Annotated in this window: 18 protein-coding genes; 6 read left to right on the top strand and 12 right to left on the bottom strand. The window is 69.1% G+C overall.

What is annotated here, in order from left to right; translation table 11 throughout:
- The first annotated feature begins 15 nt into the window (after positions 1-15).
- The 3 genes from BVG12_RS05530 (at position 16) to BVG12_RS05520 (ending at position 5,448) form a co-directional block, all read left to right on the top strand.
- On the top strand, positions 16-3,039 hold the full coding sequence (locus BVG12_RS05530; RefSeq protein ID WP_075791546.1) for a TonB-dependent receptor: 3,024 nt from the start codon (positions 16-18) through the stop codon (positions 3,037-3,039).
- Between the two features lie 74 nt (positions 3,040-3,113).
- Positions 3,114-4,373 (top strand): DUF3472 domain-containing protein, encoded by a 1,260-nt coding sequence (locus BVG12_RS05525; RefSeq protein WP_229503814.1) that lies wholly within the window; start codon positions 3,114-3,116, stop codon positions 4,371-4,373.
- A gap of 76 nt (positions 4,374-4,449) precedes the next feature.
- Entirely contained in the window at positions 4,450-5,448 is a 999-nt protein-coding gene (locus tag BVG12_RS05520) for an alpha/beta fold hydrolase (RefSeq protein ID WP_075791544.1), read from the top strand.
- On the opposite strand, the gene mdcH is transcribed toward BVG12_RS05520, so the two are convergent.
- The 9 genes from mdcH to mdcA all read right to left on the bottom strand — a co-directional run bounded on the left by mdcH (position 5,442) and on the right by mdcA (position 12,755).
- Positions 5,442-6,368, bottom strand: a complete 927-nt coding sequence (gene mdcH, locus BVG12_RS05515) for a malonate decarboxylase subunit epsilon (protein ID WP_075791543.1) — start codon at positions 6,366-6,368, stop codon at positions 5,442-5,444. The genes BVG12_RS05520 and mdcH overlap by 7 nt on opposite strands.
- A complete protein-coding gene (locus BVG12_RS05510; protein ID WP_075791542.1) occupies positions 6,365-6,967 on the bottom strand; it encodes a malonate decarboxylase holo-ACP synthase in 603 nt (200 codons plus the stop codon). The genes mdcH and BVG12_RS05510 overlap by 4 nt, the downstream gene beginning before the upstream one ends.
- Position 6,968: 1 nt before the next feature.
- Complete coding sequence (gene madM, locus BVG12_RS05505) at positions 6,969-7,733, bottom strand: malonate transporter subunit MadM (protein WP_075791541.1); 765 nt, start codon at positions 7,731-7,733, stop codon at positions 6,969-6,971.
- A gap of 11 nt (positions 7,734-7,744) precedes the next feature.
- Positions 7,745-8,152 (bottom strand): malonate transporter subunit MadL, encoded by a 408-nt coding sequence (gene madL, locus BVG12_RS05500; RefSeq protein ID WP_075791540.1) that lies wholly within the window; start codon positions 8,150-8,152, stop codon positions 7,745-7,747.
- A 78-nt stretch (positions 8,153-8,230) separates the two neighbouring features.
- Entirely contained in the window at positions 8,231-9,055 is an 825-nt protein-coding gene (gene mdcE / locus BVG12_RS05495) for a biotin-independent malonate decarboxylase subunit gamma (RefSeq protein ID WP_075791539.1), read from the bottom strand.
- Positions 9,052-9,903, bottom strand: a complete 852-nt coding sequence (locus BVG12_RS05490) for a biotin-independent malonate decarboxylase subunit beta (protein WP_075791538.1) — start codon at positions 9,901-9,903, stop codon at positions 9,052-9,054. The genes mdcE and BVG12_RS05490 overlap by 4 nt, the downstream gene beginning before the upstream one ends.
- Positions 9,900-10,211 carry a malonate decarboxylase subunit delta gene (locus BVG12_RS05485; protein WP_075791537.1) on the bottom strand — a complete coding sequence of 104 codons (312 nt, stop codon included), beginning with the start codon at positions 10,209-10,211 and terminating at the stop codon, positions 9,900-9,902. Before BVG12_RS05485 ends, BVG12_RS05490 begins: the two co-directional genes overlap by 4 nt.
- A gap of 4 nt (positions 10,212-10,215) precedes the next feature.
- A complete protein-coding gene (locus tag BVG12_RS05480; RefSeq protein WP_075791536.1) occupies positions 10,216-11,094 on the bottom strand; it encodes a triphosphoribosyl-dephospho-CoA synthase in 879 nt (292 codons plus the stop codon).
- Complete coding sequence (gene mdcA, locus BVG12_RS05475; RefSeq protein ID WP_075791535.1) at positions 11,094-12,755, bottom strand: malonate decarboxylase subunit alpha; 1,662 nt, start codon at positions 12,753-12,755, stop codon at positions 11,094-11,096. The genes BVG12_RS05480 and mdcA overlap by 1 nt, the downstream gene beginning before the upstream one ends.
- A gap of 126 nt (positions 12,756-12,881) precedes the next feature.
- Here mdcA and BVG12_RS05470 point away from each other — a divergent pair, with 126 nt between their 5' ends.
- Positions 12,882-13,799: a LysR family transcriptional regulator gene (locus tag BVG12_RS05470; RefSeq protein WP_075791534.1), complete on the top strand. Its 918-nt coding sequence runs from the start codon at positions 12,882-12,884 to the stop codon at positions 13,797-13,799.
- Here BVG12_RS05470 and BVG12_RS05465 read toward each other — a convergent pair.
- On the bottom strand, positions 13,708-14,772 hold the full coding sequence (locus BVG12_RS05465) for an NAD-dependent epimerase/dehydratase family protein (protein ID WP_075791533.1): 1,065 nt from the start codon (positions 14,770-14,772) through the stop codon (positions 13,708-13,710). The genes BVG12_RS05470 and BVG12_RS05465 overlap by 92 nt on opposite strands.
- A 101-nt stretch (positions 14,773-14,873) precedes the next feature.
- Here BVG12_RS05465 and BVG12_RS05460 point away from each other — a divergent pair, with 101 nt between their 5' ends.
- Positions 14,874-15,785, top strand: coding sequence for a LysR family transcriptional regulator (locus BVG12_RS05460; RefSeq protein ID WP_075791532.1), 912 nt, complete (start codon positions 14,874-14,876; stop codon positions 15,783-15,785).
- Here the strand turns inward: BVG12_RS05460 and BVG12_RS05455 are convergent.
- Positions 15,770-16,027: an ATP-binding protein gene (locus tag BVG12_RS05455; protein WP_075791531.1), complete on the bottom strand. Its 258-nt coding sequence runs from the start codon at positions 16,025-16,027 to the stop codon at positions 15,770-15,772. The two genes, BVG12_RS05460 and BVG12_RS05455, sit on opposite strands and share 16 nt — an antisense overlap.
- Positions 16,028-16,075: 48 nt before the next feature.
- Here BVG12_RS05455 and BVG12_RS05450 point away from each other — a divergent pair, with 48 nt between their 5' ends.
- On the top strand, positions 16,076-17,020 hold the full coding sequence (locus BVG12_RS05450) for a sensor domain-containing diguanylate cyclase (protein ID WP_075791530.1): 945 nt from the start codon (positions 16,076-16,078) through the stop codon (positions 17,018-17,020).
- A 12-nt stretch (positions 17,021-17,032) separates the two neighbouring features.
- Here the strand turns inward: BVG12_RS05450 and BVG12_RS05445 are convergent, their stop codons facing one another.
- The gene (locus BVG12_RS05445; protein WP_075791529.1) at positions 17,033-17,881 is read right to left on the bottom strand and encodes a PEP-CTERM sorting domain-containing protein; all 849 of its coding nucleotides are present in this window, start codon (positions 17,879-17,881) and stop codon (positions 17,033-17,035) included.
- Positions 17,882-18,000 lie beyond the last annotated feature (119 nt).

The following is an 18,000-nucleotide window of genomic DNA, read 5'->3' as shown; positions in this document are numbered from 1 at the left end:
AACAAGGAGACAAGCATGAACAGCAAGCGCTTCACACTGCGGCACGACGCCATCCGGCATGCCACCGCCGTCCTGATCGCCTTGGCCGCGAGCGGCGGCCAGGCCTGGGCGCAGTCGAATGCCACCACGACGATCTTCGGCGAGGTGCGCGCGCCGGCGGGAACGACCGTCGTCATCGAGAACCTGGCCACGGGCGTGCAGCGCACGGTAAGCCCGGATGCGTCGGGCCGCTATGCCGCGACGTCGATGCCGCCGGGGCGCTACGCGGTGAAGGTGCTGCGCGGCGGCGCCGTCGAGGCGAGCCGCGAAGTGGAAGCGGTCGTCGGCTCGGGCGTGGAAGCCAGTTTCGGGACGGCGGCCATGCAGACCGTGGTCGTGTCGGCGAGCCGGAACACTATCGACGTCTCCAACACGAACAACGGCGTGGTGTTCACGGCGAAGGAGCTCAAGGCGCTGCCGGTGGCGAACGACGTGGCGTCCGTCGTGCAGCTGACGCCGGGCGTCAACCGCGGCACCAACAGCCAGTACGGCAACGCGCCGCAGATCTCCGGATCCGGCCAATCCGAGAACGCGTTCTACGTGAACGGCTTCCCCGTCACGAACATCCTCACGCAGGTGGGCGCGTCCGAGCTGCCGTTCGGCGCCATCGCCAACATGCAGGTGCTGTCGGGCGGGTACGGCGCGGAGTTCGGCCGGTCGACGGGTGGCGTCATCAACGTGACGACGAAGAGCGGCGGGAACAAGTTCGAATTCGGCGGCAAGCTGCAATACCTGCCGGCCCGCCTGCGCGCTGCGCCCGAGAACACCTCCTATCCGCAGACGGGCGCCTACCCGGACACGGACGGCAAGCTGCTGTACTGGAACCACGACAATACGACGCGCAGCCGGGTGGCGGGCCTGTACGGCGGCGGTCCGCTCATCCGCAACAAACTGTTCGCCTTCGTCGCGCTGGAGCGCACCGTGACGGACAGCGAAGCGATCGCCGCCGCCAGTAGCGCCGGGACGTCGTCGCCGACCGGATGGAGCAGCGCGCACACGACCGTCAACCGCTACCTGGCGAAGCTGGATTACAACCTGACGGACGACCACCACTTCGAATACACGAAGCTGTACGACCGCACCGTGAGCCGCAGCCAGGCGTCCGGTTTCGATTATGCGACGCTGAGCCGCAACCATGTGCCGCGCGGTGCGGGGCAGGAGACGATCAACTGCTGCGGCGCCGGCTCTGCACCGGGCGCGAACGCGGACATCGTCAAGTACACGGGCTATCTGCGCGACGACCTGACGGTGACCGCGCTGTACGGCGATTCGCGCACGACGCACCAGCGCATCCCGGACGGCTACAATCCCGCGCTCGCGCAGACGTCGTCGACGGTGTCCACGCAGGTGCCGGGCCTCGTCTACAACAACCCGCAGACCGTGACGGGCAGCCTCGTCGACCCGCGTTCGGAAGACCGCCAGAAGGCGCTGCGCCTGGACGTCGAGTACAAATTGGGGAACCACGGCCTGCGCGGCGGTATAGACCGGATCGAGGTCGCATCGCTCGTCGGCCAGACGCTGGCGGGCGGATACCGCTGGACGTATCGCAAGGCCAGCGATCCGAACCGCCCGATCAACGGCGCGTTCGAGACCCCGGCGCAGGGCGGCGGCTACGGCCCGCGAGGCTATTACGTCAGCCGCGATATCAACGACAACCTCGCCCGCCCGACGAGCGTGCAGTCGGCGCAGTACCTCCAGGACCACTGGCAGGTGGCGGAGCGCGTGCTGCTCGACCTGGGCCTGCGCCGCGAGCAGTTTACCAACTATACGACGAACGGCGACGCCTTCATCTCGCAGCGGAACATGATTGCGCCTCGCGTCGGCGCGACGTGGGACGTGAACAGCGACAGCTCGCTCAAGGTGTTCGCCAACGCCGGTCGCTACCACCTTCCGGTACCGTCCAACCTGTCCAGCAATATGGCGAGCCCGCTGCTGTCGACGAGCCAGTTCTACACCTACACGGGTGTCGACCCGGCCACGGGCGCGCCGACGGGGCTGCACCCGATCAGCAATGCGTACTCGGCCAACAACTTCTACGGCAAGGGCCGCAACGCGCGCGAAGTGACGGCCATCGGCCTGAAGCCGCTGTCGCAGGACGAGTTCTCGTTCGGCTTCGAAAAGGCGCTGACCCGCCAGATCGTCGTCGGCGGGAGCCTGCTGTACCGGCGGCTGAACGACACGAACGACGACACCTGCGACCAGCGTCCCATCGACGCGTGGGCGGCGCGCAACCATGTCGACGAGAGCCACTGGGGCGGCTTCCAATGCGCCATCATGAATCCGGGCCGCGACAACAGCCTGATGATCGACTTCAACGACGGCAAGGGTCTGCGCCGCGTCGACATCACGGCCGCCGAGTGGGGCAATCCGCTGCCGGAGCGCACGTACAAGGCAGTCACCTTGTTCCTCGAGCACCCGTATGGCAACGGCTGGTATGGCAAGGTCACGTACACGCTGTCGGCGCTGAAGGGCAATATGGAAGGCCAGACGGACACGATCGGCGGCGGCGACGTGGCGCTGACCGTCAGCGACGACCACAAGGAACTGATGTACAACGCCTACGGCTACCTGCCGAGCGACCACCGTCACCAGATCAAGGCCTACGGCTTCGCCCAGGTGCTGCCGGAGGTGACGGTGGGCGGCAACCTGGCGCTGATTTCGGGCGCGCCGCGCAACTGCATCGGCGCGCTCCCGGACAACCTGCGCTTCGATGGCGACTACGGCGACGCCTACTTCTACTGCAACGGCCAGAGCGCGCCGCGCGGCAGCCAGGGCCGCCTGCCCTGGCAGATGCAGCTGGACCTGAACGCGGCCTGGAGCCCGGCGCGCGTCAAAGGGCTGACGTTCCGTGCCGACGTGTTCAATGTGTTCGACCGCCAGACCGTCACGCGCTACAACGAGACGCGCGAGGATGCCGGCGCCATCAACCGTTACTACCTGCAGGTCGCCAATCGCGCCGCGCCGCGTTCCGTGCGCCTGACGGCCGAGTACAACTTCTGACGTCCCGCGGCCGCCGTGCCGGCGCGCGGCCGCGATCCACCAGCCGGCTGATCAAGATGATGAAGGAATCGACGATGAAACGAAGAAGCTTCATGCTGCGCACCCTCGCCGTGCTGGCCGCGACCGCCGCCGTGCCCGGGGCGGCCGGCGCCGCGGACTACCGCGTCGCACTCGCGGGCAATGCGTTCGTCACGCAGGCGCCCGCCAACGCGACGGAAGAGATCAACGACAACGGCCTCGCCAACTGGACGAGTCCCGCGACCGTGACGAGCATCTGGTTCCGCATGGATGCCGCCGGCAGCGCGGCGCTGGCGCTCGACGCGCGCCTGGCCGGCAGTTCCACGAGCCGCGTCCGCGCGACGGTGGCCGGCAAGGACTACGACCTGACGCTGTCCGGCGCCGATGCGAAGACCTACCCGATCGGCACCATCGCGGTGGCGGCGCCGGGCTATGTGCGCGTCGACCTGAAGGGCGTGAACAAGGACGGCGGCTATTTCGGCGACGTGTCCGCGCTGCGCGTGTCGACGGACGCGCCGCTGCATTATGCGAACGACGCGGAGAATTACTACTGGTCGCGGCGCGGGCCCTCGGTCCACCTGGGCTACAGGGTGCCGGCGAATACGGAGTACTTCTACAACGAGGTGACCGTGGCGCCGGGCCAGGACAAGATCGGTTCCTACTTCATGGCGAACGGCTTCAATGCCGGCTATCTCGGCATCCAGGTCAACGGTGCCCACGAACGCCGCGTGCTGTTCTCCGTGTGGGATGCGCCCGGCGGCGCAAAGACGACGCTTGTGAGCAAGGGGCCGGAGGTCGTCGACAACGGCTTCGGCGGCGAAGGCACCGGAGGCCAATCGTACCTCGTCTACAACTGGATCGCGGGCCACACCTACCGCTTCCTGATGCGCGCCCGTCCCGACGGTGCCGGTAACACGGACTTCAGCGCCTGGTTCCAGGCACCGGAGGGCGGCGGCAAATGGCGCCTGATCGCGACGTGGAAGCGGCCGCAGACGACCACGTACCAGGTCGGTGTGTACTCGTTCCTCGAGAACTTCATCGACACGAACGGTTATCTGGGACGGAGCGTCCGCTTCGGCAACCAGTGGGCCCGCGACACGGCCGGCAAGTGGACCGAGATCGCGACCGCGCGCTTCACGGGCGATGCGACGGCCGCGAACGGCCAGCGCATGGACTACGCGGGCGGCGTCGACGGCGGCCAGTTCTATCTGCGTAACGGCGGCTTCTTTGCGGACTACGTGAACATCAACCAGACCTTCACGCGGCCGGCGACGGGTACGCCGCCGGCGGTGGACGTGAATTCGCTGCCGCAGTGATGTAGTGGAAATTTGAGAGTATTGACGGCGCCGGCGTGCGTTAGCATGGCGGTTTCCTTGTCACCTCGGAGATCCCATGCCACGTCCCATCCTGCTTTCCCTGTTGCTGGCCGGCGTGTCGGCCGGCGCCGCCGCTGCTGCCGTCAATGATGCGGACCGGGAATTCGCCCGGCCGCACCAGATGGTCGACATCGGCGGGCGCCGTCTGAACCTGTATTGCAGCGGAAGCGGGCCGGTGACCGTCGTGTTCGACGCGCCGTCGGGCGACGGTGGTTGGACGTGGCACGGCGTGCAGCCGAAAGTGGCCATGCGCACGCGCGCCTGCGTGTACGACCGCGCGGCGCGCGGCTTCAGCGATCCGTCGCCGCTGCCGCCCACCGTCGGCAACGCCGCGACCGACCTGCATGCGCTGCTCGCCAAGGCCGGCATCGCGCCGCCGTATGTCCTCGTCGGGAATTCGTTCGGCGGGGCGGTCACCCAGCTGTATGCGTACCGCTATCCGCAGGATGTGAAGGCGCTCGTGCTCGTCGAAGCGGGCCACGAGGACGAGGAGGAACGGATCAACAAGGCGTCGCAGGGCAAGCTGAAACAGTTGAACGCGGGGCAGGAACAATTCATCGGCCAATGCGCCGAGGCCGCGCACAAAGGGTTCGCGCTGGGCAGCGACCTGTTCGCGGCCTGCACGGGCGGCACGGGCGAAGAGTACGGCCGCGAACTGGCGGCGGCGCGCCTGGCGATGGTCAGCCAGCCGGCGTACTGGGACGGCCTGGTCGCCGGCATCAAGGCCAGCGATGCCGGCGACGCGGAACTGCGCGCCGCGCGCCGCAGCTTCGGCGACCTGCCGCTCGTCGTGCTCGTGCGCGGTGTGAGTCCGTATGCCGTGCCGGGCAAGCCGCAGAGTGCCTTGAACAAGGCGGTGGAAGCGGAAAACCTGGCGATCCAGAAGGAGATGGCCGCGTTGTCGATCCGCTCCAGCCTGCACGTGGTCGCGGGCGCCGCCCACATCATCCAGGCCGACAAGCCGCAGGCCGTCGTCGACGCCGTCAACGAGGCGCTGGACTGCGCCGGCTACTGACCCTCGCGTGCGGCCTGCACGAGCGTGTCGAGCCGGTTGCCGTCGGCGCACAGCGCGATGCCGGCGCCGAAGTCCGCGTCCTGCGCGAGCCGCGTCAGCACGGACCCGCTGGGCATCTCCAGCGCCACGCGGGCGCCCCGTTCCCAGGCGTGGCGCAGCGTGTCGGCCCACAGCACGGGGCGCGCCATGTTCGCGGCGAGGTCGGCGACGATGCGCCCGCCGTCGAATAATGCCCGGGCCGCGCTCCCGCTGATGTAGGTGATATGGGGACGCCGGCTTTGCACGCGCGCGGCGGCGCGGGCGAGCGTGCGTGCCTGCTCGTCCAGCAGCGGGCAGTGCGACGGCACCGGCACGGCCAGGCGTTCAGCCCGGGTGGCGCCATTGGCCAGCGCGAGCGCGGCGACGGCGTCCAGCGCGGTGTCGCGGCCCGCGACGACGAGTTGGCGCGGCGCGTTCAGGTTGGCCAGGTAAACAGGCGTGTCCGGCTTGTGGACTTGCGCGAGCAACGGTTCCAGCTGCCGGCGCGTGAGGCCGCCGACCGCCGTCATGCCGTAGCCGGAAGGGTAGGCATCCTCCATCAGCCGGGCCCGCAATTCGACCAGGCGCACGGCGTCGGCAAGATCGAGCACGCCGGCGATGACGGCCGCCGGCCACGCGCCGATCGACAAACCGGCCACCATCCGCGGCACCGCGCCATGCGCCGCCAGCACACGCGCCATCGCGACGCCCGCGACCAGCAGCGCCAGCTGCAGGGCAACCGTGGAGCGCAGCGCGTCGGCGCTGTCCAGCGCGAGGACGTCGCGCCCCAGCGCCTCGGCCGACTCGTCGAGCGTGCGTGTCGTCTCCGGATGTGCCGGCAGCGTGCGCAGCATGCCGGGCTTTTGCGCCCCCTGGCCGGGGAAGGTGAACAGGACGCTCATGCGGCCTCCCAGGGATCGTCGACGAGGCGCGGGCCGGCGTCCGTCTTGAGCAGCACGCGGCCGCCCCGCGCGAATTCCGCCAGCGCGAAGCCGCCCACGCCGGTGTCGATCTGGATATCGATGCGGCATGGCTGGCCGTCGTGCAGCGCCGTCAATGTCTTCAGTACGCCGGCCGCGGGACGGCGCGGCAGGCGCACGAGCAGATCGAGGTCGCTCGTCGCGCGCAGCACCGGCAGGCCGCAGGCGAGCCAGTAGCCGGCGCCGCCCACCGGGCCCCATTCGATATCGAGCGCGTCGAGCCGCGGGGCCAGTCCACGCAGGGCGGCGATGCAGGGCAGGGCGCCGTCGGCCCCGTGTGCGCGTGTCGCCAGTATGCGCAGCGTGATGACGGAAGCGACCGCGTCGAGCGTGAGATAGCCCTTGCAGCGCTCGTTGCGTTGCAGCCCGCGCGCGCCGACGGGGACGATGCCGGCTGCGGTGGACTCCCGCCGCACGACCAGCGGCGCCCGCGCATCCAGCCAGTCCGGCCGCGCACCGTCGACCGCGAACGCGTCGGGGCGGAGCGCGAACAGCAGGTCGTGCGGACGGGGCGCCGTCATGTCAGCCCACCAGCGCGCGGGTGGTGAAGAACAGCAGCGACGGCCCGAGGAGGCAGCCGAGGCCCGTGTGGAACGTCGCGACGAGGGCGCCGTACGGCACGAGCCTGCGGTCGGTGGCGGCCAGGCCCGCCGAGACGCCGCTGACGGTGCCCGCCAGACCGCCGAACACCATCGCCGAGCGCGGCGTGGACAGGCGCAGGAAACGCGCGGCCATCGGCGTGCCGACCATCACCATGATCGCCTTGACGAGGCCCGTGGCGATGGAGAGCGCCATGACCTCCGAACTGGCACCGATCGCGGCGCCCGTCACCGGACCGACGATGTAGGTGACGGCACCCGCGCCGATGGTCGTGATGCTGACGGCGTCGCGGTAGCCGAACGCCCACGCCACGCAGGCGCCGACGATGAACGGCAGCACCGTGCCGAGCATCAGCGCGACGACGCCCACGAGGCCCGCCTTCTTCGCTTCGACGACCTGCACTTCGAACGCGGTGGCGACGATGGCGAAGTCGCGCAGCATGGCCCCGCCCATCAGGCCGACGCCGGCGAACAGCGTCACGTCCGCGAGGCCTTTCTGGCCGCCCGTCTGGATGCCGCCCCAGTAGGCGAGGCCCAGGCCGATGAGGATGGCGATGGCGGAACCGTGCACGCGGCCGAACGTGACGCGGCGCGACAGCTGCATCGACACGATCATCACGAGGCCCACGAGGGCGAAGGCCAGCACGAGGCCATTATGTTTTGCGGTCTTTTCCAGCAGTTCGAGCATGATGATCCTCTTCAGGCGCGTTGGGTGGCGACGCGGGCTTCTGCGTCGGCATCCGATTCCGGGGCCGGGCGCTCGCCGCGGTTGATCAGGGAGACGCAGCCGGCGCACACGAGGACCGAGGCGAAGGCGGCGAGCAGGGCGACGGGGCCGCCGCGCAAGGCCGAGACGACGTTCTGCTGCGCAGCCATGGCGACGACGACGGGGATGTACATCGCGCCCCAGAAACCGACGCCCATCTCGGTCTGCGCGGGCATCAGGCCGCGCTTGTGCAGCCACAGGCGGGCGCAAATCAGCAGGATCATGGCAATGCCGACCCCGCCGACATTGGTCTTAGCGCCCAGCAATGCCCCAAGCAGGTCGCCCAGAAAGATGCCGAGCAGGTGGCAAACAGCCAGCAATGCGGTTCCATAGATAATCATGTGTGTCTCCTCTTCGTCCAAAAAAAGGTGGACCGGCCGTGGGTATTATTGTTGGCGGCCGGGTGCTGCTGCGGGTGTTCAGTCGGCGGCCTCCCATTCCGATGCGAGCAGCGCACGCACTTTACGCGATGCGCCACGGTGTTCGCCACGCAGACGGCTGGAAAGATCGCGCCGCGGGTCTTCCAGGATGTCGGCCAGCGCCGCCTCCAGCGCGCCGTGGACGAGGGCGATGTCCTGCTCGTCCGGCAACGCGAGGTTCGTCAACTGCAGCACCTCGTGCAGGATGCCGAGCGACGCGAAGCTCTTGATGTCGTAAGCCATCGGCGGCACGCTGGCCGCCAGCTTTTCCAGCGCTTCGACGGAGCGCAGCGTGACGCGCGCGGCGGACGCCTTGCCCATCGCGTGCACCGCGACAGCGGGATCGTCCAGCGCGATCAGGCGGTTGGCCTGGTAGCCGTGGGCGAGGAAGGCGCCGGACATCGCGAGGCCGACGATCAGGCCGATGACCGGATGGCCCGCCTGGCGCGCATCGGCATACGCGGCCACGGCACCGGCCAAGGCCTGGTGGATGCCGTAGGCTTCCTCGCGCCGGCCGTAGGCCTGGCTCGGCACGTCGATGACGGCGATAATCGGGCGCTTGGCGGCCGAGTCGCGGTCCATGTCGATGACCTCGCGCACGGCTTGCGCCAGCCGCCAGCCTTCGACGAGACCCACTTCGCCGTTGCGGGCGCGGGGAAAGGCGTTGTCGGGGTCGGGCACGACGGCGACGTAGCGCGCGGGCCGGCCGGCGAGGATGGCGTCGCAGGCGTGCACCGTGGTCCAGTCGTGGACGGGATGCGCGCCGCCCGTGAGCAGGCGCAGCCACATGGCGCCGCGCGATGCGTGGTTGGTGTGGGGGCTCATTGTGCCAGTCCTTTCGAATAAATCCGGCGCACGTCCTGCGGCGTCGCCTGGCGGGACGTGTCGACCCGTTCCAGGCCGGTGAGGAAGTCTTGCGCCCGGTCGCTGCGGGGAACAAGCGGAACGCCCTGCGCGAACAGGGCGATCACGGTATCGCGCATTGCCGCCGTGTCGTCGTCCACGCAGGCGTCGGCCAGGTGCGTGGCCGCGCGCTGCTCGCCGCCCGTCAGGCCCCAGATGAGGGCGCGCTGGCGCGCATCGAATTCCGCGACGCCGGCTTCCTGCTCGATCACCTGCGGGCCGTTGAGGCCCAGGCGCGCCTCGCGCGTCATCACGAAGTATGAGCACAACCCGGCCGCGATCGACATGCCGCCGTAGCAGCCCACCGTACCGGCGCTGATGCCGATGACGGGACGGTGGCGGCGCAGGGCGACGATGGCGGACTGGATCTCGGCGATGCCCGCCAGGCCCAGATTCGCTTCCTGCAGGCGCACGCCGCCCGTCTCGAACACGATCACGGCCTGCGTCGGGATGCCCCGTTCGTTGTCGCTGACCGCCAGTTCCAGCGCGCCGGCGATCTTGGCGCTGCCGATTTCGCCCATGCTGCCGCCCTGGAACGCGCCCTCGATCGCGAGCACGACGGTGGGCCGGCCCGCCAGCTTGCCCTTGGCGACGACCACGCCGTCGTCGGCCTGCGTCACGAGGTTCTGCATCGCGAGCCACGGCGAGTGCAGGCGCTCGAACGGCCCCGCCAGTTCGCGGAACGTGCCCGGGTCGAGCAGCGCCTGGGCGCGGCTGCGGGCGCCCCGTTCGATGAAGCTGTCGCGCTTCAACAGGCTGTCGATACTCATGGTGTGCCTCCGTTGTTGGCCGCCTGCTCGTACGCCTGCTCGATGCGCATGCGCACGACGCCGGGCGTGGCGCCGTTGTCGTTGATCTCGATGCGCGCCGCGGGCAGGTCGCCGGCGCCGAACACGCGCGTAAGCAACGCCTTCCACGTCGCGCCATAGCCGTCGACCGATGTCTGCACGGCGACCGTCGTGCGGCCGGCGGCGGCCGGCTCCAGCAGCACTTCCAGGTCGCCGGAGCTCACGACACCGCTGACGGTGCGACCCGGCGCCGGTTGGCCGGCGGCGAATGTGTAGTCCAGTCTCTCCATTGTCTTACTCTCCTCGTTCGATTCGGTCCAGCAGCAGCGCGGCCGCCAGCAGGTCGGCGGCGCCGCCGGGCGAGACGTGCAGCCGGCGCAGGCGCTCTTCCAGTTCGTCGAAGGCGCGCCTGCCGTTCGGCGTGGCGATGCCGCCCGCCGCCAGCACGCGGCGCGCACCCTGCTGCGCGGCACTCAAGGCCTTGCGGCCGCCGCGCGCCAGCAGGCAGGTGTCGTCCAGCGTCGCCATCACGGCCAGCAGGGCGTTTACACGCGCGAGGTGTTCGGCGTCGCCGCGGGCGCGGGCCAGCTTCAGCATCGGCAGCGCGTGCTCGATCACGTGCGGGAAGCCGGCACCTGCCTGGCCGCGCGCGCCGCCGACGCCGTGCTCGATGCACGCGCGCTCGCCCTTGTGGCCCGTCAGCACAGGCGCGCCGGGGTCGGCGATGCGGGCCAGGCGGCCGGCGCGGGCGGCGATGCTCGGGGCGTCGCGTTCGGGCGCCACTGCGGCCGCCGTAACGAGCAGGCCGAGGGCCCAGATCGCGCCGCGGTGCGTGTTGACGCCTTTGGACACCGCCATCATCGCCGCTTCGCCTTCGCGGCCGATGGCGCCGATGCGCCGGCGCAGCAGTGCGTCGTCGTCGGCGATGAGCAGGCCGGCCAACGCCATCCGGATGAACGCCGGCCGCAGCGCGCACGCCGACGCGCACATCAGCGGCCAGGAGAGGTCGCGGTGGCTGCCGCCGCCGCGCAGGTCGACGAGGCCCGGCTTCGGCGTCAACATCGCTTCGTCGACCAGTGCCGCGACGGCGTGATCCGCGAGCTCGGTCGCTACACCCTGGGCCAGGGCGGGTGCGGCAAAGGCGGGGATGAGGATGGGGTCGCGCGCCGTCATCACCAGCTCCTGAATTTGGCGGGCGGTTCGTACAGGCCGCCGGACCAGTCGACCAGCTCCGCGATGCTCTTGGCGGCCAGCAGCGAGCGGGTGGCGTCGGCGCGGCGCACGCCCATGTCTTCCGGCAGCGCGATCAAGCCTTCCGAACGCATGCGCGCGGTCTGCTTCGGGTCGTGCGTGAGGCCGATCGGCGTGACGCCGGCCACGGCCGCCAGCATGGCTTTCCGTTCTTCCAGCGACTTCGCCTTGTACAGGTAGGCGATGCCTTCCTCGGTCAGCACGTGGGTGACGTCGTCGCCGTAGATCATCACGGGTGCCAGCGGCATGCCGGACGCCTTGCCCACGTCGACGGCGTCCAGCGATTCGACGATGGTCGGCTGGCTGCCGTCCTGGAAGGTCTCGACCATCTGCACGACGAGCTTCTTGCCGCGTGCCAGAGGGTCTTCGGTCTCGACGAGGTCGAGCCAGGCGGGCGTCGGGTGGCGGCGGCCGTGCGGATCGTGTCCCATGTTCGGCGCGCCGCCGAAGCCGGTCAGGCGGCCGTGGGTGACGGTCGACGAATTGGCCAGGCCATCCATCTGCAAGGTCGAGCCGATGAACAGGTCGACGGCGTACTGGCCCGCGAGCTGGCAGAACGCGCGGTTCGAGCGCATGGAGCCGTCGCGGCCGATGAAGAACACGTCGGGACGCGCGGCCGTGTACTTTTCCATGCCCAGCTCGGCGCCGAAGCAGTGCACGCTCTCGACCCAGCCCGATTCGATCGCGGGGATCAAGGTCGGATGCGGGTTCAAGGTCCAGTTGCGGCAGATCTTGCCTTTCAGGCCGAGCTGTTCGCCGTAGGTCGGCAGCAGCAGTTCGATGGCGGCCGTGTTGAAGCCGATGCCGTGGTTCAGCGACTGCACGTTGTGGCGCTCGTACACGCCGCGGATCGCCATCATCCCCATCAGGATGTGGACGGGCTTGACGAGGCGTGGGTCGCGCGTGAACAGCGGTTCGATGTAGAACGGCTTGTCGGAGCGGACCACGTAATCGACCCACGAGCCGGGAATGTCCACGCGAGGCAGGTCTTTCGGGTCGTCGACGATCTCGTTCACCTGGGCGATCACGATGCCGTCGCGGAAGGCGGCCGCCTCGACGAGGGCCGGCGTGTCTTCCGTGCTCGGCCCCGTGTACAGATTGCCCTGGCGGTCGGCCTTGTAGCCGGCCACCATCACGACGTTCGGCGCCAGGTCCACGTACAGGCGGGCGTACAGCTCGATATAGGTGTGCAGGGCGCCCACTTGCAGGGTGCCCTCCTGCAGGAACTGCGAGATGCGCAGGCTTTGCGCGCCGGCGTAGGCGAAATCGAGTTTGCTGGCGATGCCGCGTTCGAACAGGTCGAGGTGCTCCGGCAGGCTCACGCTGGGCATGATCATGTGCAGGTGATTCACCCGGTCCGGGTCGACCTGCACGAGCGAGCGGGCGAGGAAGTCCGCCTGTTTCTGGTTATTCCCCTCGAGGACGATGCGGTCGCCGCTGGCCAGCAGCAGCTGCAGTGCCTCGACGATGCGCTCGGGCTCCAGCACGGGACCGTCGGCCAGGTGGCTGGCCGCCGCCATCCGGCGCGCTTTTTCGCGGCGCCGGGTGTCCCACTGGCGCGGGGCGGGCGTGTTGCTTTCCATGTTGTCTCCTTTGTATGGAAGGTAGGGTCAGCATAGAAAGGAGACGGGTGGCCTTCAATCAACGCGGCGCGCGATTGTTTACTCTCAGGTTAATGATTCAGGTATGCTCCGCCCAGGAGCGGCGCGATGATCGATGAAGAGATTACTTTAAAGAAACTAGAGGTTTTCCTGGCCTTCATGCGGCTGCACAGCCTGGCGCGCGTGTCGGAAGAGCTGGGGAGCAGTACGGTCAGCGTCCACCGTGCGCTGCACTCGCTCGAAGAGGGCTTGCGCTGCCCGCTGTTCCGGCGCGAAGGCCGCAACCTGGCGCCGCTGCCGGCCGCCTATGCGTTTGCCAAGCACGCGCAGCGCGCCGTCAGCGAAACTGAGGAGGGCGTGCGCAAGGTGCGCGAACTGGCCGGATTCGCGGGCGGCCGACTGAAGATCGGATCGCTGTATTCGCTGACCTTGCGCTGCATCCCGCAACTGCTGATGGGCGTGAAGCTGCGCCGGCCGGAGCTGCAGATCGACCTGACGCTGGGCTCGAACCAGGAATTGCTGCGCGGCCTCGACGAGGGGCGGCTGGACGCCATCGTCATCGGCCTGCAGGCGCCCATCGACGATGCGCAGCTGTTGGCCGTCCCGCTGTTCGAGGACGAGGTGCACCTGGCCGCGCCGCTCGGCTCCCCGTACGCCGGCCGCGCCCACGTCGACCTGCGCGACCTGCAAGGGGAAAAATTCATTACCCTGGGCGGCGGCTTCGTCACGTCCGACAGCTTCGACCACGCGTTCCGCCAGGCCGGCTTCACCCCGGAGACGATCATGCGCGTTTCCGACATTTTCTCGCTCATCAATCTGGTGAGCGGCGGCATGGGCTACAGCCTGCTGCCGGGCCGGGTGGCCGAATTCAGCACGCGGATCCAGCTCATTCCGCTCGATGCGCGCTATGCGTCGCACCAGACCATCAGCCTGCTCATCTCGAAGAGCCGCGAGCGCGATCCCAATCTGCTGGCGCTGGCGGCCGAGTGCCGGATGTACGGGAAGGGGCAGCGGCTGGGCGCGTAGCCGGCACACAGCCGAGGCCCTCCAGCGTGCGCTCGACGGCTTGATCGAGCGGCGTGCGCGGTTCCGCGCCCAGCAGGTCCACGAGACGGCGGTTATCCAGGCGTACCGGCTGCCGCCACAGGTAACGCATTTCCCACAGCTCGCGCAGCGTTTCGTTGAACGGCGTCGCCAGCCGCACGAGCCACCACGGGAACGCGCCGACGGATGCTGCGCCGCCGCGGCGCGCGACGACCCGGCGGATGGTGTCGCACAGGACGGTGCCGTCCGGATCCCAGTGGCCTTCCATGTGGAAGCGCGCGAACGGTTCGAGCGCGGCGCGGCGTCCGATCAGCGCGACCATCGTCGCGGCCACGTCGGGCAAATAGGCCCACTGGTGGCCGACGCCGGGAGCGGACGGGTTGGCGATGCGACCGACCGGCTTGCCCGGTTTGACGAGGCCTTGCGCGAACCAGTTGTTGCCGGCGCGGGGACCGAAAAAATCGCCGGCGCGCACGATCAGCACGCGGCCGCCGCGCGCCGCGTGCGCCTCCAGCGCCGCTTCCATTTGCACGCGTAGCCCGCCCTTGCGCGTGGCCGGATGCTGGGGCGCGTCTTCGGCGATGACGGGAAATGCCCCCTGCCCGTAGTTGTACACGGTGCCCGGCAGCACGACGAGCGCATTGTTGGCGGTCGCCGCCGCGATGGTGTTGTCCAGCATGGGCAGCACGAGCTGGCCCCAGTCGCGGTAGCCGGGCGGGTTCACCGCGTGCACGATGACGGCGCAGCCCTGCGCCGCGCGCATCACGTCCGCACGCTCGAGTGCATCGCCGGCCATCCATGCGATGCCGTCGGCGTCGACCGTTTCCGCGGCCAGGCCACGCTTGAGGCCGCGCACGCGCCAGCCTTCCCGCGTGAGCCGCCGCGCCACCTCGCCGCCGATGCCGCCGCTGGCGCCCAGTACCAATGCCGTATTCCGTTCGTTCGATCCGTTCATGCCGTCCTCCGCGTGTTGAAAGTGTTGACAGCGTAACGTCACGTCTGGCTCAATGGAATTGCATCACATATACCAACTGCTATACATTTTTGTAGAACACCATGGGGTCGGACATCGAATGGGAACTGTACCGGGCCTTGCTCGGCGTATTGCGTGAAGGCTCGCTGTCCGGGGCTGCGCGGGCGCTGGGCGTCGCGCAGCCCACGGTCGGGCGCCATGTGGCGGCGCTGGAGGCGGCGCTCGGGCTCGTGCTGTTCACCCGCTCGCAAACGGGCCTGCTGCCGACGGAAGCCGCGTTCGCGCTGCGCCCGCACGCGGAAGCGATGGAAAGCACGGCCGCCGCGCTGGAACGGGCGGCCTCCGGCCTGCGCGACGGCTTGGAAGCGGCGGCCGGCACGGTCCGGATCAGCGTCAGCGAGGTCGTGGGCGTGGAAGTGATGCCGGCCGTCGTGGCCGGCTTGGCCGCGGCCCATCCGGCGCTGAAGGTCGAACTGGTGCTGTCGAACCGCGTGCACGACCTGTTGCAGCGCGAGGCCGACATCGCCGTCCGCATGACCGCGCCGCGCCAGGAACAGCTGGTGGCGCGCCGCGTCGGCGCGATCGAACTGGGATTTCATGCGCACCCCGGTTATCTCGAACGGCGCGGCACGCCCGCCACGCTGGATGACTTGGCGTCGCACGCGCTGATCGGCTACGACCGGCCCACGCCGTTCGTGCGCCAGGCCGCGAAGGGGCTGCCGGCCTATGCGCGCGACCGCTTCACGCTGCGCACCGACAGCGACGTGGCCCAGCTGGCGCTGATCCGCGCCGGCGCCGGGATCGGCGTGTGCCAGGTACCGCTCGCGGCCCGCGCGCCGACACTCGTGCGCGTGCTGGCGGACGCGTTCACGTTCCGGCTCGACACGTGGGTCACGATGCACGAGGACCTGCGCGCCAGCCCGCGCTGCCGCATCGCGTTCGATGCGCTCGTGGCCGGGCTCGAAGACTATCTGCGGACTCAGTGCGCGCCGTAGGCGTGCGCGCCCGGCACGGCGAGCGTGACCGCCGTGCCCTCGCGCGGGCCGCTCGCGATGTCCAGCCGGGCGCCGGTGCGCGCGGCCCGTTCGCGCATGCCGACGAGGCCCCGGTGTCCGTTGCGCGCGCCGTCGCGCCGCACGGGTTCCGGGACGCGGCCGCCGTCGTCGGCCATGCACAGCACCGGCGCGCGCCGCGCATACTCCAGCGTGACCCAGATGCGGGTGGCGTACTGATCCAAAGACCAGGATGATTGCCCACGGCCGCGCCGTTCCGCTAATATGGCGGGATGTCCAGCACACTCCAGCCCGACCACGACGACGCCGGCGTCTACCGCACCTTGCTCGAATCCACGCAGGCGATCCCGTGGCGGATCGACTGGGCGTCGGCGCGCTTCACCTATATCGGCCCGCAGATCGAGCGGGTGCTGGGCTGGCCCCAGGGCAGCTGGCAGACGGTGGACGACTGGGCCACGCGCATCCACCCGGAAGACCGCCAGAAGACGGTCGACTGCTGCGTGAGCCAGTCGCTCGAGGGCGTCGACCACGAGGCGGACTACCGCGCACTGACGGCCGACGGCGACTATGTGTGGATCCGCGACGTCGTGCACGTGATCCGCCATGCCGACGGCAGCGTCGATTGCCTGGTCGGCTTCATGTTCGACATCAGCGAGCGCAAACGCGCCGAGGACAAGATCCTGCAGCTGCAGAAGGAACTGGAAGCGCTGTCGTACCGCGATGCGCTCACCGGCGTCGCGAACCGCCGCATGTTCGACCGCATCCTCGACGTCGAATGGGGCAAGGCGCGTGCGCTGGCCCAGCCGCTGTCGCTCGTGATCGTGGACATCGACTTCTTCAAGCAGTACAACGACCGCTACGGCCATCCCCAGGGCGACGCCTGCCTGAAGGAGGTCGCGCGCGTGCTCGATCGCGCGGCGGCGCGCACCCGCGATCTGTGCGCGCGCCTTGGCGGCGAAGAATTCGCGCTGGTGCTGCCTGCGACGGACGAAGCGGCGGCGCTGGCCGTGGCGCGGCGCTGCGCCCAGCAACTGGCACGAGCGGCGTTGCCGCATGCGGCATCCAACGTGGCCGAGGTGGTGACGTGCAGTATGGGAGTCGCGACGATCGTGCCGGGCAGCCAGGACACGCCGGGGGCGTTGATCGACCTGGCGGATGCGCGCCTGTACCGCGCCAAGGCGGCCGGGCGCAACCGGATCGCCGGCAGCGCCGGCTGAGACGGCGGAGGGTCAGGCGGCGGACGGCAGGGACGGGTGGCCGCGGCGGCGGCGCGCGACGCCCAAGGCGCCCAGGCCGAGGAACAGCAGTGCGGCGGTGCCCGGCAGCGGCACGTGCACGCCCTTGGCCAATCCTTCGATGACGTCGTTCTGGCAGGTTTCGCCCCAGTGCATCGCGAACGAGCTGTAGTCCAGCAGTTCGGAGCCGCTCAGGTCGATCTTGAAGGTGAGGTAGCTCTGCGCCGGCACGGTCTTGTTGACGGTGACGGACCAGGTGCCGGCGAGTCCGGTGTCCTTGACCGTGGCCGATTTGGTATTGACCGCCGTTTCCTGGTTCTCGCGGTAGTTGCACGAGATGCCGCAACTGATGTAGCTGTCGGAGTTGAGAATGTTCTGGGCATTGGTCGCCCCGTTCAGCGCGTACAGCTTGAACGTGCCGCCCCCGTTGTTCCAGCGGTTGTTGAGCGAGAAGCCGTAATCCCACACGGTGCCGGTGGTCGCGCTGTCGGTGGCGTAGTGGTTCGTGGCGTCGCCGGCCGCGTTCCACGTATCCGACAGGAAGACGTCGCCGTAGCCGATGCCCTTGCCGGTCGCGCCCGTGAGCGGATCCTTGCCCCACGACGCGTTCATGCCGGCGTTGCCGGCGAAGGCGGTGGTGATCGTGATGGTCAGGACGTTGCCGGCGCGCGCGATCGCGGCCTGCGAAATATCGTACGTGCTGCCGCCGATGACGTCGGCGGGGCCTTTGTTGTCCGCGCCGTAGTAGGCGGTCGTCCCGGAATCGAGGATCGTCGCCGCGCCGACCTGGCCGATGCCAAGGACACACGCGGCCGCAACGGCCAGCTTGATCGGTTTTTTCACAGACTCTCCTCGAATATTCGCACGTTCACCAGTATCAGACAGGATCATGCCACAGATAAACTTAACTTGTAAATAAATTATTTAATATCAATAAAGGGCGTGATCTTTTTACAACCAAA

The organism is Massilia putida, assembly GCF_001941825.1.
GTDB classification, from domain to species: Bacteria; Pseudomonadota; Gammaproteobacteria; order Burkholderiales; family Burkholderiaceae_D; genus Telluria; species Telluria putida.
Note: the sequence above shows the minus strand (reverse complement) of the source record. Positions and strands in the feature narration are given on the sequence as shown.

Bases quoted from the DNA above. Each gene is read 5' to 3' on its own strand.
- BVG12_RS05530 (WP_075791546.1), top strand. From the start codon at position 16: ATGAACAGCAAGCGCTTCACACTGCGGCACGACGCCATCCGGCATGCC.
- BVG12_RS05525 (WP_229503814.1), top strand. From the start codon at position 3,114: ATGAAACGAAGAAGCTTCATGCTGCGCACCCTCGCCGTGCTGGCCGCG.
- BVG12_RS05520 (WP_075791544.1), top strand. From the start codon at position 4,450: ATGCCACGTCCCATCCTGCTTTCCCTGTTGCTGGCCGGCGTGTCGGCC.
- mdcH (WP_075791543.1), bottom strand. From the start codon at position 6,368: ATGAGCGTCCTGTTCACCTTCCCCGGCCAGGGGGCGCAAAAGCCCGGC.
- BVG12_RS05510 (WP_075791542.1), bottom strand. From the start codon at position 6,967: ATGACGGCGCCCCGTCCGCACGACCTGCTGTTCGCGCTCCGCCCCGAC.
- madM (WP_075791541.1), bottom strand. From the start codon at position 7,733: ATGCTCGAACTGCTGGAAAAGACCGCAAAACATAATGGCCTCGTGCTG.
- madL (WP_075791540.1), bottom strand. From the start codon at position 8,152: ATGATTATCTATGGAACCGCATTGCTGGCTGTTTGCCACCTGCTCGGC.
- mdcE (WP_075791539.1), bottom strand. From the start codon at position 9,055: ATGAGCCCCCACACCAACCACGCATCGCGCGGCGCCATGTGGCTGCGC.
- BVG12_RS05490 (WP_075791538.1), bottom strand. From the start codon at position 9,903: ATGAGTATCGACAGCCTGTTGAAGCGCGACAGCTTCATCGAACGGGGC.
- BVG12_RS05485 (WP_075791537.1), bottom strand. From the start codon at position 10,211: ATGGAGAGACTGGACTACACATTCGCCGCCGGCCAACCGGCGCCGGGT.
- BVG12_RS05480 (WP_075791536.1), bottom strand. From the start codon at position 11,094: ATGACGGCGCGCGACCCCATCCTCATCCCCGCCTTTGCCGCACCCGCC.
- mdcA (WP_075791535.1), bottom strand. From the start codon at position 12,755: ATGGAAAGCAACACGCCCGCCCCGCGCCAGTGGGACACCCGGCGCCGC.
- BVG12_RS05470 (WP_075791534.1), top strand. From the start codon at position 12,882: ATGATCGATGAAGAGATTACTTTAAAGAAACTAGAGGTTTTCCTGGCC.
- BVG12_RS05465 (WP_075791533.1), bottom strand. From the start codon at position 14,772: ATGAACGGATCGAACGAACGGAATACGGCATTGGTACTGGGCGCCAGC.
- BVG12_RS05460 (WP_075791532.1), top strand. From the start codon at position 14,874: ATGGGGTCGGACATCGAATGGGAACTGTACCGGGCCTTGCTCGGCGTA.
- BVG12_RS05450 (WP_075791530.1), top strand. From the start codon at position 16,076: ATGTCCAGCACACTCCAGCCCGACCACGACGACGCCGGCGTCTACCGC.